General features: G+C 42.4%; 19 protein-coding genes. 14 read left to right on the top strand and 5 right to left on the bottom strand.

Annotated features, from left to right (window positions below; genetic code table 11):
* Nucleotides 1-5 precede the first annotated feature (5 nt).
* Together G5B43_RS03700 and G5B43_RS03695 are read left to right on the top strand one after the other, a co-directional pair.
* Nucleotides 6-995, top strand: a complete 990-nt coding sequence (locus G5B43_RS03700; protein WP_165293340.1) for a cobalamin-independent methionine synthase II family protein — start codon at nucleotides 6-8, stop codon at nucleotides 993-995.
* Nucleotides 996-1085: 90 nt separating this feature from the next.
* A complete protein-coding gene (locus tag G5B43_RS03695) occupies nucleotides 1086-1772 on the top strand; it encodes an SIR2 family NAD-dependent protein deacylase (protein WP_165293339.1) in 687 nt (228 codons plus the stop codon).
* A gap of 36 nt (nucleotides 1773-1808) precedes the next feature.
* Here the strand turns inward: G5B43_RS03695 and G5B43_RS03690 are convergent, their stop codons facing one another.
* From G5B43_RS03690 to G5B43_RS03680, 3 genes are all read right to left on the bottom strand, one after another.
* Nucleotides 1809-2048, bottom strand: a complete 240-nt coding sequence (locus G5B43_RS03690; protein ID WP_165293338.1) for a DUF1456 family protein — start codon at nucleotides 2046-2048, stop codon at nucleotides 1809-1811.
* Between the two features lie 90 nt (nucleotides 2049-2138).
* Complete coding sequence (locus tag G5B43_RS03685) at nucleotides 2139-2360, bottom strand: hypothetical protein (protein ID WP_165293337.1); 222 nt, start codon at nucleotides 2358-2360, stop codon at nucleotides 2139-2141.
* A gap of 143 nt (nucleotides 2361-2503) precedes the next feature.
* Entirely contained in the window at nucleotides 2504-2674 is a 171-nt protein-coding gene (locus G5B43_RS03680) for a hypothetical protein (protein WP_206367211.1), read from the bottom strand.
* Nucleotides 2675-2753: 79 nt separating this feature from the next.
* On the opposite strand from G5B43_RS03680, the gene G5B43_RS03675 reads away from it, so the two are divergent.
* The 7 genes from G5B43_RS03675 to G5B43_RS03645 all read left to right on the top strand — a co-directional run bounded on the left by G5B43_RS03675 (nucleotide 2754) and on the right by G5B43_RS03645 (nucleotide 8180).
* A complete protein-coding gene (locus G5B43_RS03675) occupies nucleotides 2754-3128 on the top strand; it encodes a hypothetical protein (RefSeq protein ID WP_165293336.1) in 375 nt (124 codons plus the stop codon).
* A gap of 72 nt (nucleotides 3129-3200) precedes the next feature.
* Nucleotides 3201-4181 carry a 2-hydroxyacid dehydrogenase gene (locus tag G5B43_RS03670; protein ID WP_165293335.1) on the top strand — a complete coding sequence of 327 codons (981 nt, stop codon included), beginning with the start codon at nucleotides 3201-3203 and terminating at the stop codon, nucleotides 4179-4181.
* Nucleotide 4182: 1 nt separating this feature from the next.
* A complete protein-coding gene (locus G5B43_RS03665; protein WP_165293334.1) occupies nucleotides 4183-4827 on the top strand; it encodes an NAD(P)H-binding protein in 645 nt (214 codons plus the stop codon).
* Nucleotides 4828-4952: 125 nt separating this feature from the next.
* On the top strand, nucleotides 4953-6011 hold the full coding sequence (locus tag G5B43_RS03660) for a helix-turn-helix domain-containing protein (protein WP_165293333.1): 1059 nt from the start codon (nucleotides 4953-4955) through the stop codon (nucleotides 6009-6011).
* 87 nt (nucleotides 6012-6098) lie between these two features.
* Nucleotides 6099-6734, top strand: a complete 636-nt coding sequence (locus tag G5B43_RS03655) for a hypothetical protein (RefSeq protein ID WP_165293332.1) — start codon at nucleotides 6099-6101, stop codon at nucleotides 6732-6734.
* Between the two features lie 2 nt (nucleotides 6735-6736).
* Nucleotides 6737-7645: a hypothetical protein gene (locus tag G5B43_RS03650; protein ID WP_165293331.1), complete on the top strand. Its 909-nt coding sequence runs from the start codon at nucleotides 6737-6739 to the stop codon at nucleotides 7643-7645.
* Nucleotides 7646-8018: 373 nt separating this feature from the next.
* Complete coding sequence (locus tag G5B43_RS03645; protein WP_165293330.1) at nucleotides 8019-8180, top strand: hypothetical protein; 162 nt, start codon at nucleotides 8019-8021, stop codon at nucleotides 8178-8180.
* 48 nt (nucleotides 8181-8228) lie between these two features.
* Here the strand turns inward: G5B43_RS03645 and G5B43_RS03640 are convergent, their stop codons facing one another.
* On the bottom strand, nucleotides 8229-8795 hold the full coding sequence (locus G5B43_RS03640) for a YqgE/AlgH family protein (RefSeq protein WP_165293329.1): 567 nt from the start codon (nucleotides 8793-8795) through the stop codon (nucleotides 8229-8231).
* A 131-nt stretch (nucleotides 8796-8926) separates the two neighbouring features.
* Between G5B43_RS03640 and pdxH the strand changes: the two genes are divergently transcribed.
* Genes pdxH through G5B43_RS03615 form a run of 5 tightly spaced genes read left to right on the top strand, consistent with a single transcriptional unit; the run spans nucleotide 8927 to nucleotide 14192 of the window.
* The gene (pdxH, locus tag G5B43_RS03635) at nucleotides 8927-9580 is read left to right on the top strand and encodes a pyridoxamine 5'-phosphate oxidase (protein WP_165293328.1); all 654 of its coding nucleotides are present in this window, start codon (nucleotides 8927-8929) and stop codon (nucleotides 9578-9580) included.
* Nucleotides 9581-9583: 3 nt separating this feature from the next.
* Nucleotides 9584-10075, top strand: a complete 492-nt coding sequence (locus G5B43_RS03630; protein ID WP_165293327.1) for an NADH-quinone oxidoreductase subunit C — start codon at nucleotides 9584-9586, stop codon at nucleotides 10073-10075.
* 6 nt (nucleotides 10076-10081) lie between these two features.
* Nucleotides 10082-11272: an NADH-quinone oxidoreductase subunit D gene (locus G5B43_RS03625; protein ID WP_165293326.1), complete on the top strand. Its 1191-nt coding sequence runs from the start codon at nucleotides 10082-10084 to the stop codon at nucleotides 11270-11272.
* A 33-nt stretch (nucleotides 11273-11305) separates the two neighbouring features.
* A complete protein-coding gene (locus tag G5B43_RS03620) occupies nucleotides 11306-12643 on the top strand; it encodes a dihydroorotase (RefSeq protein ID WP_165293325.1) in 1338 nt (445 codons plus the stop codon).
* A gap of 49 nt (nucleotides 12644-12692) precedes the next feature.
* Entirely contained in the window at nucleotides 12693-14192 is a 1500-nt protein-coding gene (locus tag G5B43_RS03615) for a M14 family zinc carboxypeptidase (RefSeq protein WP_165293324.1), read from the top strand.
* Here G5B43_RS03615 and G5B43_RS03610 read toward each other — a convergent pair.
* Nucleotides 14185-15081, bottom strand: coding sequence for a sugar phosphate isomerase/epimerase family protein (locus G5B43_RS03610; protein ID WP_165293323.1), 897 nt, complete (start codon nucleotides 15079-15081; stop codon nucleotides 14185-14187). The two genes, G5B43_RS03615 and G5B43_RS03610, sit on opposite strands and share 8 nt — an antisense overlap.
* Between the last annotated feature and the right edge of the window lie 43 nt (nucleotides 15082-15124).

The raw sequence follows: 15124 nt of genomic DNA, 5'->3' as shown, positions 1-15124 counted from the left end.
AAAATATGGCAGGATTTCGTAACACAGTGGTGGGGAGTTACCCGCGTCCGGAAAAGTTAGAAGACACAATGAAGCGGCCGGTAATGACCCAGGAAGAGGTAGATGATTATATTAAATGGGCAGCAAAAGATCAGGCTGATTTGGGGTTGGATACGATTACTGATGGCGAAGGATACCGTGAGAATATGTATTACTTCTATCAAAAGCGTATTGACGGTATTACTTTTGAAGATATGCCTAAGGTTTCTTTTGGGACGGCTGGTTTTGGAATTGAATGCCCTAGAGTAATCGGTGAACTTAAAAATCCACGTTTTGATATTGCACGCAATTGGAAGATCGCCCGTGACGCAGCTCCAGCCGATGTAGACGTGAAACTGACGGTAACAGGTCCTCATGTGTTATATCGATTCAGCGTAAACGAGCGCGAAGATCTGTATCCTGATGCCCAGGCTTTATGTCGCGCTTGGGCCGATGTTTTGAGAGATGAAATTGCGGAAGCTATAGCTCTTGGGTGCGAACATGTACAGTTTGATGAACCGATGTGGACGGAGTCTCCGGAAGAAAGCGTTTGGGCGGCGGAGATTCTGGCTGAGTTAATAGAATCGTTGCCGAAAAAAGTGCGTATCGGATTGCACGTATGTGGTGGAAATCCGAGAAGAAAACGGGTCTATTTTACGAAGTATACTGATATAGTCGACGCCTTTAAGGCCGTACCGGTAGATGAACTTTTGCTGGAACATTGTACACTCAGCTACAATATGCTTGAGTTGTTTGATCAATGGGATTTTAAAGGAGATTTGGCGATCGGTGTGATAGACCAGCGTAGTGATGATCTAGAAACTGTAGAGGAAATACGCCAGCGGTTGAAGCCGGCCCTGGATTACTTTCCCGCTGATCGCTTAATCTTGACTAGCGAATGTGGATTTGGACACGTGCCTATCGATGTTACACATGCTAAATTAAAACGCCTCGTGGAAGCTTCAAAGGTTTTATAATAATGGCATTAATTAGACTAGAAACCCCTTTAAATTTGTTTTAAAGGGGTTTTTTAATTAATTTGTGATTGTTAAACATAGCGAGTGGAGATGATGAAAAAAATTGTGGTACTGACCGGTGCGGGCATAAGCGCGGAAAGTGGTATTTCTACATTCCGGGATGCTAACGGCTTGTGGGAAAACCATGATGTCATGGATGTGGCAACCCCCGAGGGCTGGAGAAGGAACCCTAGGTTGGTACTGGAGTTTTATAACCAACGCAGACGTCAATTAAAAACTGTGGAGCCTAACGAGGCACATCGCTATCTCAAGCGGTTGGAAGAGGAATATGATGTAACTATCATTACTCAAAATGTTGATAACCTGCATGAACGAGCGGGATCATCTCACGTCATCCATCTCCACGGTGAACTAAACAAAGTACGCAGTGTAAAAAATGAACAGCTTGTCTACGATTGGAATGAGGATTTGGTTTTAGGAGACACTGGAGTAGATGGTGCACAACTGCGACCCCACATTGTGTGGTTTGGGGAAATGGTACCGATGTTAGAGAAAGCGGCAGCGGAAACATTGACGGCCGATATGATGTTGATCATTGGCACCTCATTACAGGTTTATCCGGCTGCTTCGTTGGTCGACTATGTGGCAGTGGGTACTCCCATTTATGTTATTGACCCTCATGAGGTAGCTATTCCCCGTAATCCATATATACATTTGATTCCCAAACGAGCTACGGAAGGGGTGATCGATTTTGATAGGAGTTTAAGGGGTGGGTGATTTGAGGCTTTATTTTTATTATATATCAAGACCAATTTAAGTCTTGGAGCGAGTGTCAGGTCTTGGGCCACGTTTATAGATAATTAGTCCGTTGAGGAAATTTCGAAGAAACTGATCGCCGCAAGGTTTGTAATTCGGATGGTCTTCTTTGCGAAAGATTGCACTTAGTTCACTTTTCGTTATCTTAAAATCAACTAAGGATAATACTTCGATAATGTCATCGTCGGTAAATTTTAAAGCCACGCGGAGCTTTTTCATAATATCATTGTTGCTCATGGCGTAAATTTAATGAAAACTATGTTAATAATGCATCGTCTTGTAGCAATTACCTCTTGGAATCTTGATTCCAAGAGGTAATCTCAATTATTATTCTTCCTCTTCTGCGGGGGTATTTCCCGCTGCATTACCGGCAAGATCGCCCCCCTCTTTCTCGGCTCCATCGGATCGATTTGTCTCTCTGATATCAGTTTTATCGTCCTCGGCTGTGGGTTCATTTTGAGGAAAGTCGCTGTAGTTCGCTTTTTTGTTTTCCGCAACGCCCCGCTCGCGGTCTGTCTGCGGCTTTTGATTGTTCTTGTTCGTATTCATATCGTTTTGCTTTAGTTTCTACCTTCCTATAGAACAGTTAGGCTACCGTATAGTTTCCAGTTGCTAAAGCTGCGCAGATGCAACATCGGTAAACGAGCCCCGAAACTTTGAGGTGTCTCGGGGAGTGTTTGTTAGAGATCTGTCTAGCCTATTTGCGGAGCAAATTCTTCAACGGGTAGCCGAACCTTTTTAAGCGGTGCTAGCCAGTCTTGCTCTTCGTCTCGATAACCTAATGATAACAACACTACACTGCGTAGGCCTTGTTGGGCTAAGCCTAGGATGCGATCTACTTGCGTTGTGTCAAAACCTTCCATCGGTGTAGAATCTACTTCTTTAAGGCTGAACGCGTGGAGGTGCTCACAAAGGAAAATATGGTGGATTAAAACAAATCAAATGTGTGAACGTTTATGGAGATATAAACATATCGCTATGAATAATCTTGATTTTGATAATGTGAAATTGGAGCAGCTAAAAAAAGAGGCTAGCCTTCCGCAAGCAGTTGAAGACCAGGTTGAAGAAACATGGTTGGTTAATTCCGGTGATCAGACCGTTGGGGTTGGGCTTTTTCTTCCTGGTAGCGATAAGTGTGTAATGGCTATCGTTGGGAAGAGTGATCATAAAGTTGTGTTAGGGTCTTACGGCACGAGCGATGACCATGCTAAACTTATTGCCCATGCACTAGAGATTTCTTTTCAAGGTTATTTGAGATCTGTCGTTGGAGATACGGTGCTAGGGGATCCGCCTATCGATGAGATACTTGATGAATAATTGGCGCTGGTTCGACGACGAATCTAACCTGTTTTACCTTTGTTAGAAGTTTAAACCTGTATATTTGGTAGCATGAAGGTACTCATTTCTAGAAATATTCCAGATACAACAGCGGTACGGCTAGTGGAAGAAGGATTTGACGTCATAACTGCTGAAAAAGGAAAGATTTGGACTTCCGAAGAGCTCATCAACGCCTGCCAAAACGTGGATTTTTTATTACATCGTGGAGGCACAGTGTTAGACGCAAACTTTTTTTTGCATTGTAGCCACTTGAAAGGTGTTGCTTTAACAAGTGTGGGATATAATCACGTGGATGTTGCTGCAGCTACTAAGGCTTGCATACCGGTCAGTAATACACCGGACGTATTGAGTGACGCAACAGCGGATATTGCATTGCTTCTCATGCTGACAGTTTCCCGAAAAGCTTTCTTTAGGGCAAATCAGGTACTCCGCGGTGAATGGAAGGGTTCGGGCGCTACGGAAGACCTCGGCGTCGAACTTTACCGAAAAACGTTGGGCATATTTGGATTGGGACGGATAGGGCTAGCGCTGGCCCGTAGAGCGAAAGTAATATACGGTATGGAGATTATTTACTATAACCGGCATCGAAATGTCGAAGCGGAACGGGAAGTGGATGCAGTATATGTATCTTTTGACGAATTATTGGAAAGAAGCGATGTGATATCTATACATACCAACTTAAGTCCCGAGACAGAAGATCGATTTAATGCAGCGGCGTTCAGAAAAATGAAAAAATCAGCTATTTTTATCAATACGGCAAGAGGAAAGATTCATAACGAAGTGGATTTGACAGAGGCACTGGCGAGCGGTGATATTTGGGGAGCTGGACTTGACGTTACGAATCCGGAACCCATGTTGCCCGATAATCCGCTTTTAAATATGCCGAATGTATGTGTACTGCCACATATAGGTTCTGCGACTATGGAAACGCGAACAAAAATGGCCGTTATGGCAGCGAATAATTTGGTCGCTGCAAAAAATGGAAAGCGGATGCCGCAGGTTGTCAACGCCGAGGTCTACAAAATGAAATGATATGAGAGCAGTTGTTATCGGAGGATCCGGCGCTACAGGGCGTGAACTTGTTAAGCAACTTATACAAGATTCAAGATTTCAGGAGGTGATCGTTTTAGTTCGCAGACCCTATTTTGAGAAACATGCTAAACTGACAGAGTTTCTCGTGGATTTCGAAAACTTACAACAGTACAAGGATCAGATTCAAGGCGATGTGGCTTTTTCTTGTTTAGGAACCACTTTAAAGGATGCTGGTAGTAAAGGAGCACAATGGCGAGTAGACCACGATTATCAATTGGTATTTGCTTCTATAGCAAAGACGAATGACATCGAAAGTTTTGTGCTGCTGTCGGCTACCGGTGCAGATGAAAATTCTTCTTTTTTCTACAACAAAATGAAAGGAACGTTGGAGAATAATGTACGCAAATTAGTTTTCCCTCAATTTGTTATCTTGCAGCCCGGCGGCATCGAACGACCTAACTCTGATCGAGCGGGCGAAAAAATCTTTATTAAATTATTAAAAATATGTAATGCGATAGGTCTGTTTAAGCGTTACCAACCGATAACAACAGCAAGATTGGCAAAAGCTATGATTGCTTCCTATTTTAAATTTAAAGAAAAATATAAAGTTGTTAGCCTGAACGAAATTAGGCGAATGTCCAAATGAAACCTTACGGCAAAGGGAAGCAGAACGCGTAAAAGTCTGTAAATGGTCAGTGATGAATTTGTCCGTCTGGATACAGACGACCAAATATTCCATTTGGTCTCGCTATCTTTAACAGATTGAGGAATATGGCATACCAAGCATTGATATACGGATTATGTGGGGGCATTTTATTGCTGCTCTCCTTACTGCTGTTATCCAACTTGCCCAAAGTCAATAAAAGAGCTAATATCTTTCTGGGGATCTGTAGCTTTTTCTTATGCAGTGTATTTGTTCAGCTTCTCTTGGAAAATAGTAATTATCTGGAAAACGCCATGTTACTAGCGTCTCTGGAATTTGGAAGATGGGCGATATTCCCCTGTTTCTTCATCGCTATACAACTATACCTATCTCCTGATCAGCCTTATAAGAAATACGCTATCCACTTTGTACCTACCTTAATTTTGGTTCCACTACTTTGGAGTCCTTATACATTGCCCGATGTTCTCCGTTATGTAATACGTTATTTTTTATATGGGCAACTTCTGGTCTATGGAGTTTGGTCGTATGTGCTGCTGTATAAGCATCGCTTGTTGTTAAATACATTTTCTACCAGTCCTGGTGCTATCGATCTTCGGTGGATTATGAATATCTGGTGGGTTATATTATTTTTAGGTATTATGTCGCTTGTGACACGTTTTTTTCCTTTGGTCTCATTGTTGATTGATAGTTCGTATGTGGTTGGAATACTGTTTTTTAGTTATTATGCGCTATCGCAAACTGCAATCTATCCTGTGCGTGATGAGCAAGTCCCGGTTATCAAAGCGGCGGTACTATCTAAAGATAAGGAGCGCCTAACGATGGAACAGGTGCAGTTTTTCAAAGAAAGATTACAGGATTTGATGGACAAAGATCAACCCTATTTAGACCCGCTGTTGAGTTTACCTCATTTGGCTGAAAGGATTGGATTATCTATACACGAGCTTTCTTACGTTTTGAATACGGGTATCGATTCGAATTTTTATCAATTTATCAATGGCTATCGTATTCGTTATGCCCAGCAGCTGTTAAAAGATAATATACTCAATGGATACAGTATTCAGGAAATCTCCATCCGGTCGGGCTTTAATTCTAAAACCACATTCTACACCTCCTTTAAACAAGAAGTGGGTATGACCCCGAAACGATACCTTTTAAAGGTAGAATGAAAGCTATTGCGGTACAAGTTTATCCAAGCGGACACTGATAGCGGAGTAATTTCTTATCCTTGCCTTGTTCACTAAAACAAAGTAAAGATGAAAAGAATACGAAAGCAAATTTTGGTAATAGCAGCTCTAGTTGGGCTCTGTGGACCACATGTCGCGATGGGTGATAAAAGTCGAGATAATGATTTTACTCAGGAACAAACCTCGTTACAGCAGTTTGAAGGTTTTTACCGCTTCCCCAATAGGGTAGCCTATATCCAATTTGACGTAGTAAACAATCAGTTGCGAGCACGTCAAGTGTGGGATGGTCGACAATATGAGTTAAAGAAAACAGGAGAGTTAACCTTTGAATCTGTGGAAGAACAGTATAAGCTGGCTTTTGATGCTGCACCGCCTACTGAGGTAAAGATTCTGGATCGAGTTGATCTGACCAAAGTCGATTTCGATCCGGAGCAACGAAAATCAGTGCCGCCGTTATTAGCTAAGCTATATGCCGGAAGTTATCATCGTGAGGGCAACGAAAAGTTCGAAATTAAAGTTATTTCGGATGGTGGGAACCTTGTACTTATTCAGGGCTGGGATAGTAAACGTATCGAATTAGCATGCATCACTGATCAGGAATTTATCAATCAAGAAGCTGCTATGCCTGTCACGTTTTTTATTGATAGTGACCAAAAAATTGTGATGCGCTGTTTCGAAAGTGATCGTTGGATTAAAGTGGAATAGCTATGAAGTTCGTTGTATTTGCATTCTTTCTGATCTCTATGCCGATGCTCATATTGGCACAATCTGTTTCTGACCCTCACTTTGTGATGAGACTGGAAGATCCTCTTTATCCGGCGAAGGATGGTCCGGTGATTTTGTATGACCAGTATCATCATAATGCTTTTACGTTAGGAGGGCAGTTTAAAGGATTTGCCGATGTGGTACAGGCCGAAGGGTATCAACTTCAGAACCATAATGCTTCTATCGACAGAAAAGTCTTATCCAAAGCGAAGATATTTGTAACGGTCAATGCGTTAAGTCATCCTTCGGATTGGAACCTTCCCAACGTATCTATTTTTAAAGAAAATGAAATAGAAGCATTATACCGTTGGGTGCACGATGAAGGAGGCGGCTTATTCATTATCACAGATCAGATGCCCAGTGCTGGTGCGGTGGGGTGTTTGGCGGAACGGTTTGGTTTTAATGTTATCAATGGTATCACATACCATAAAGATGGACAAGCTGAGCTGTTCAACAGGGATATAGGAAACTTACTTCCGTCTGCCGTTACTGACAGAGAAGGGCACACGGTTAACCAATTGCGGTGTTGGGGAGGAAGCGGTTTTATTCCTCCGGAAGAAGCAGAAGTTTTTTCAGTATTAGGCAATGCATATCGCATATACCTGCCTTCAAAGACAAAAGATATGGAGCGCGCTATCCAGCACGATATCCCTTATATATCGGGTAGGAATATTGCGAATGGAGCCTTACTAGAATGTGGCAATGGCCGAGTGTGTATCTTTGCTGATGCTTCTCCTTTTACTGCGCTGTTAAAAGGTATAAATAGTAAAAAACAGGGAATGAACCATCCTGATGCCGGCGATCACGTGAAGCTATTACGAAATATTCTATGGTGGTTAAATCAGCAATAAATGTCGGAAAACAATTAAAGTATCCGTACGTTTAATACAGATAAAACAAAGCTAGGATGAAAGCGGTATTTTTTTTTGATTTGTTTATAATGGTGTTTTTCTCGATACGCTTTCTTTTGCTTACAATTGTAAAGAGGAGAAGAGGGGCAAAGTTACTTATTATACCAAAGAGGACAAACTTCTGGTTATTGAACATCAATACAACGAATACGATCATTATGAGGCAATAGACCGATATTATATACAAAATGACTCTGTTTATTTTGCGTTTTTTAAAGGGACTTACTGGTCTTTTGCATCTGGGGAAGGCATAACAAAAGACGACATTAAGGAACGTAGAATTTACATTGTCAAAGGAGGCCCAATAAAATGTTTGGAAAAGAAATACAGTATACATTCGGATTCGTCGGAAAATACGGATAGCGATGCCATCACAAACATGGAAGTAGACTGTGTGTCAGCTAAATCAATAGACGTACCTTATCAATTGTTGAAGAAGTATTATAAGCATCCGACTTCTGGTTGTTTGGAATAAGGAGGGAGCATTGGTTTTAAAAGAAACACGAAGTCGGATTGATTTATGTCAATTCAAATCCGGACTTTTAGGGAAATTCGCAACATGTGCATATTTCGGGCCTAGGCTAATAAGTGCTTGTTTCCACAGGTCTTCGCCATCTTGTAGCAGGAGTAGATCGGTTGGGAATTTGTTGTGTACTGCCCAGCTATTTTGTGCGATCTCATCGTCCAATTGTCCCGGCGTCCATCCAGCGTAGCCGAGGATGAATTTAATTTCATCGGGCTGAAGAAGATGATCATTAACCAGAAATCGTATCTGTTCGAAATCTCCGCCAAAGTAAATACCGTCGACGAGTTCAACGCCTCCCTCAATCTTTTCGGGAACCTTATGAAGAAAAAATAACGCTTCTACACCCACCGGACCGCCAATATATAAAGGAAATCGTGGATTTTCTACATCTGGTATTACATCAGATAACAGAAGAGAGGAACGATTATTGACGATAACACCCATCGTTCCATCAGTAGCGTCGTGTTCGCATAATAAAATAACAGACCTTTCGAAATTGTCATCGAGCATAAACGGTTCGGAGAGTAATAAACTTCCCTTTTGAGGTGTGTGCATATTGAACATAATATGAATCTTTCGTCAAAAACCTGTTTCAATATAAGCGATTTTTACCAAAAAAGCAATTTTTTGCCTTCGCATCTTACGAATCCCGCTGCTTTTGATTAAGTTTGTGTTTGCATCAACATACTTAACCCATGTCCATTATCCATAAAGATATTGCAGCTATACGGGAAGATTATTGTAAATATAAATTGGACGAAAAGGATGTTTTACGCGACCCTATCGAACAATTCCAGCGCTGGTTTGACGAAGCTCGTCGTGCTGAAGTCGTAGAGCCGAACGCTATGGTATTGGCGACGGTCGGAGAAGATGGCTTTCCCTCTTCGAGGATTGTCCTACTAAAAGATATAAAGCCCTCCGGATTTAGTTTTTTTACGAATTATCACAGTAAAAAGGGGCAAGCCATCGCGAAAGAAACGAAGGTAAGCCTTTTGTTTTTTTGGTCCGAACTGCAACGTCAGGTACGTATTGAGGGATTGGCTGAGAAATTACTTTCGGAAGATTCCGATGAATATTTTGCATCTCGGCCGAGAGGAAGCCAAATAGGAGCGATTGCCTCCCCACAGAGCCAAATCATTGCTGAAAGAAAGGTGTTAGAAACACGTGTAGAAGAGGCGAGGAGGAAATATCTGGACCAGGTGATTATCGGCCGCCCTGATTTTTGGGGTGGATATTTAGTCAGTCCGTTGCGGATGGAGTTTTGGCAGGGTAGAAGTAATCGTTTGCACGACCGCATTGAGTATGTTTTCCAACAGGGGAACTGGATTATACAACGATTAGCGCCCTGAGACATGATAACCAAAATAAGAGATTTAATAGTTGCTAATATTGGCGAACAGGCTGTCGTCCGTATAGAAGAAGAGCATTTACAGCCTATCCTAATTGTAAACGCTGAGAATCTAGTAGAAATTGCCATATTTTTGCGGGATACTGAAGGATGTTATTTTGACTTTCTCTCTAATGTATCTGCAGTGGATTATTATCCTGATAACCGGTTTGCCGTTGTGTATCATCTGGCGTCGATTCCTTACCAGACACAATTTATACTGAAAGTGGAGATCGAGAACGATCGCCGGCTTGAAAATTTGCCCGCGATCCCTTCCGTTTCCGCCGTTTGGCGTACTGCCGATTGGCATGAGCGGGAGGCATTCGATTTGATGGGGATATTTTTTACTGGGCATCCCGATTTGAGACGTATCTTGCTGCCTGACGACTGGCAAGGCTATCCCTTGCGCAAAGATTATGAAGATGCTGAAACGTATCACGGAATAGCTATTAAATAGACTACGATGACAGGTTATACCGAAGGACTGGAAAATTATAAGAAGAAGATTGCGGCGATTACTTCGCAGGAAATGGTAATCAATATGGGACCACAGCACCCTTCTACACACGGGGTGCTCCGTTTGGAGCTCATTACCGATGGAGAGGTCGTTAGAGAGATCATTCCGCATCTGGGTTATCTTCACCGTTGCTTTGATAAGCATGCAGAATCAATGAATTACGGGAAAGCTATACCGTTTACCGATCGATTGGATTACTTGTCGTCCATGAATAACAGCCACGCTTTCGTGATGGGTGTGGAGCGTATGCTCAAGATAGAGGACAAGCTCCCCAAGCGCGTGGAATATATTAGAGTGTTGGTTTGCGAGCTTAACCGTATTGCTTCCCATTTAATTGCTATCGGTACTTATGGCATCGATATTGGAGCTTTTACACCTTTTATGTGGTGTTTCCGCGATAGAGAGCACATTATGAACATGTTGGAATGGGCTTCGGGATCGCGTATGCTGTATAATTATATTTGGGTAGGTGGTTTATTTTACGATTTGCCTGTGGGATTTGAAGAACGTTGCCAGGAATTTGTAAATTATTTTAAACCTAAATTGGTGGAATTAGATGATTTGCTATCCAATAACCAGATATTTATTTCGCGTACAGCGAATATCGGAGCTTTGCCTGCTGATGTAGCTATCAACTATGGATGCAGTGGACCGATGCTGCGTGCTTCGGGCATCAGGTGGGACTTGCGCCGGGTGGATGGCTACAGTGTCTATCCTGAATTGGAGTTTGAGATTCCAGTTGGAAAAGGAGAAATGGGATCACTTGGAGACTGCTGGGACCGATATAAGGTGCGGGTGGACGAAGTGAAAGAGTCTGTAAAAATCATCGAGCAATGTCTGCAAAGGCTTCAGACAGATTTTAAAAGAAAACCGGATTTCGATTCGCGGGGATTGGTTCCAAAAAAGGTGAACTTGAAAGCGCAGGAATATTATATTCGGGCTGAAAATCCCAAAGGAGAGTTAGGCTTTCATTTTGTAACGCAAGAGAGAACCGATGTGCCCCGACGGGTGAAAGCCAGAGGGCCGAGTTTCAATAATCTCTCTGTATTGCCCGAATTAGGCAAAGGACAGCTTATAGCAGATCTCATTGCTATATTAGGCTCTATTGATATTGTATTGGGGGAAGTAGATAGATAGCATAATTCGTAACTCAAAATTTATAACTAAAACATGTCATCCATTCTCATAAAATCAGCACAAATTGTTAACGAAGGAAAGACTTCTTTGAGTGATATCTATATTAGTAACGGGCGAATCGAAATGATCGCTGAGGAAATTAATCATGCTGCCGATCAAACGATAGATGCGCGGGGTTTACACCTGTTACCGGGATTAATCGACGACCAAGTACATTTTCGCGAACCGGGTTTGACCTATAAAGCAGATATCTGGCATGAAAGCCGTGCAGCTGTAGCAGGAGGAACAACTTCGTTTATGGAAATGCCGAATACGGTTCCGAATACGTTGACCCAAAAATTGTTGCAAGACAAATACGATATTGCCGCCGAAAAATCATTAGCAAACTATTCTTTTTTCATGGGAGCCGCCAATGATAACTTAGACGAGGTTTTAAAAACGAATCCACGTGATGTATGTGGTATCAAAATTTTTATGGGCTCGTCTACGGGTAACATGCTGGTAGATAATGAGGCGACGTTGGAGAAGATTTTTGCCGAAGCACCGACATTGATAGCGGTACATTGTGAAGACGAAGAGACAATACAGCGCAATCTTCAAGCTTTTAAGGAAAAATATGGCGAAGAAGGGCTTCAGCCTTTTATGCATCCGCTTATCAGGACAGCAGAGGCCTGTTATCTTTCTTCCTCCAAAGCAGTAGAACTTGCCAAAAAGCATGATACCCGACTTCATATATTGCATATTTCGACTGCCGCAGAAACCGCACTTTTTATTAATTCTATTCCTTTAAAGGAGAAGAAAATTACTGCGGAAGCCTGTGTGCACCATCTTTGGTTCGCTGATGCAGATTATGAAGAAAAAGGCAATTTCATTAAATGGAATCCTGCGGTGAAAACGGTTGCGGATAGGGAAGGTGTTTTTCAAGCGGTTCTGGATGGTCATATCGATGTCATTGCTACAGATCATGCTCCCCATACATTCGAAGAAAAATCGAAACCTTATGCACAGGCACCTTCGGGCGGTCCATTGGTACAGCATGCACTTCAGGCGCTGTTGGATTTGGTAAAGCAAGGCAAAATGACATTGGAACAGGTTGTGCAAAAAACAGCACATAATACGGCGGAACTGTTTCAAATAGAAAACAGAGGGTTCGTCCGAGAGGGATATTGGGCAGATTTGGTGCTAGTGGACCTCGACCGGCCTTACACAGTTTCTAAAGATAATATCCTGTCCAAATGTGGTTGGTCTCCTTTTGAAGGACATACATTCTCGTCTACAATAGCCCACACGTTGGTTTCGGGAAATTTGGCCTTTACGGATGGCAAGATTATTGAAGTAGGTACCGGACATCGGTTATTATTTAATAGGTAGACGGCCGTATACAGTGTATAGATAGATGGCTATAACGTGTTGAAATGTTATGAAACGCACCTTATTTCTTTTATGTATAGTCACAAGCCTTCAATCTTGTAATCAAGCCACGAGTACGGGGGAACTGAACAACTATGCAGATGCAATGACGCTCGATACAACAGCTTATAACAGCTTACATAGAACATATAGAGAAACCGCTTTAACGAATAGACGGTTTAAGCATCACGATATTATCGACCTGGTGAGAGTGCACGAGGAGAAAGGGACGCTGCAGGTAAGGGAAATAGGGAAATCAGTGGAAAATAGAGCAATATATAAACTGCAATACGGTAACGGCAAGAAAAAGGTAATGCTGTGGTCGCAGATGCATGGGGATGAACCGACGGCGACGATGGCTTTGTTCGATATTTTCAATTTCTTGGGAGGTAAAGATGACGGCTTTGATTCCATTCGAACCTGTTTAAGGGATAACCTAACCATCCATTTTATTCCGATGCTTAATCCCGACGGTGCAGACCGTTTTATACGACGAAATGCACAGTATATAGATTTGAATCGGGACGCACGTGCCAATCACACGGTGGAAGCGAAGATACTGCGTCGAATGGCGGAAGAAATTAAACCAAGCTACGGCTTTAACCTCCACGACCAGAGCATATATTATAATGTGCCCGAAACGAAAAATCCAGTTACTATAGCGATGCTAGCACCAGCTTATAATACAGAAAGGGAAGTAAATGATGTCCGAAAAGGTGCGATGCAGCTGATTGTAGGAATGAACGACCTTCTGCAGCAATACGTTCCCCATGCGGTGGCAAAGTATGATGACACACATTCACCACGCGGCTTCGGTGATAACTTCCAGGCATGGGGAGCTAGTACAGTGTTGATTGAATCGGGCGGCTTGAAAGGCGATCCAGAAAAACAGCAAATAAGAAGATTTAATTTTGCCATTATCCTTAACGCTTTACTGGAAATTGCGCAAGGTTCGTATAAAAAGTACGACTGTAAGGCATACGATAAGATTCCTTTTAACGCGTCTCAGCTACATGATGTGGTTATCCGCCAAATCGATTTGGGAACGGATAGTGTGCCACTAAAAACCGATATCGCTATCCGCCGGGCAGAATTGACCGTGGAAAGGGATTACTGTGTAAGAGGTTGGATAGAGGATATAGGTGACTTGGAAGGTACGTACGGGTATGATGAGCTGGACGCAGGCGGACTGAAATTCGTTCAGGGAAAAGTTTACCCGCGAGCTTTCCAAGCGGTTAATGATATTAGTAATAATAGAGCTTGGGAGTTATTGAAAGAGGGGTATATTGCGGTTAGAGTAACGTCCAGAGGACAGGATCGTTTACATAATCTTCCGTTGGTTGTTTCTGCCCAAGGTGAGCTCGTTCCGACCCCTAAAATTGTATTGACAGGAACCAGTAATTTCTTTTTGGGAGACGGTACTAATTTGAAATATGCAGTGGTCAACGGATATCTTATCGATCTAAGTCGACCACCGCAGGAAAATTTTTATAAAAACTGGATCAATTAGCGGATGCCGATAATAGCTCACGGAAATTGCGTACGCTCTGGGCAACATCACTCTGGTTGTTTTCCCAATTGTATTCGTATTCTGCGGAAAGCATTCCGTCAAAGTTCTGTCTTTTCAGTTCTTCGATAACTTCGTTGATAGGAAGCTTACCTGTTCCCCAGTGTACATCGTGTGCTTTTTTATCACCAAAAGCATCTAAATCTTTAAAGTGTGAATGTATAATCTTGCCCTCTAATTTCTTTAGGCATTCTACAGGGTCTAATCCCGAGCGCATCCAATGGCCAACATCGGCTGCTACACCCATCTTCGGACTTCTTCCTTCTAGTGCTGCCAAAACGGCCTCAGGTTTCCAATAGGTTGTAGGTTCTGGGTGGTTATGAATCGCGGCACGAATATCGTATTTTTCACACAAGGCGGATACGATATCTAGATGCTCTTCTTTAGGCTCGCAATTGATAACTTTTACGCCCATATCCTGTGCGAAGGCAAAAATTTGCTCCCACTCTTCCGCGTCTTTGCCGTTAACTACGCCAAAGGCATGTAATGTTATGTTACGATCGGATAGGAGTTTGCGCACTACATCCCTTCCTTCTTCCGAGAGTGTATAGGTTAACTTTTCCTCGTTCCCAGCTCCGACAATTTGACCTGGAAAAGCTTCCACAAATCGTAAATCGGCACTGTCTATCTTATTCAATGCCTCGGCAAAAGTAAATAACTTAAAGGTGTACGCTTGTGCGCCTAATTTCCAGTTTAGATGTTCTTCGGGATAACCGATAGTATCCTGTAAGGTGTCTTCAACTTGTGTGTTTGATGACGTTGTTCCAGACGAACAAGATAAAAAGGCAATTCCTGCTAACAATATAAGCGAGGACAATGTGTTTAGTTTCATGGACTGATTTATAAGTTTAGAAAGCCAAAGTAACAAAAAATAA

This window comes from Sphingobacterium sp. SGR-19 (genome assembly GCF_011043555.1).
Lineage (GTDB): Bacteria > Bacteroidota > Bacteroidia > Sphingobacteriales > Sphingobacteriaceae > Sphingobacterium.
Note: the sequence above shows the minus strand (reverse complement) of the source record. Positions and strands in the feature narration are given on the sequence as shown.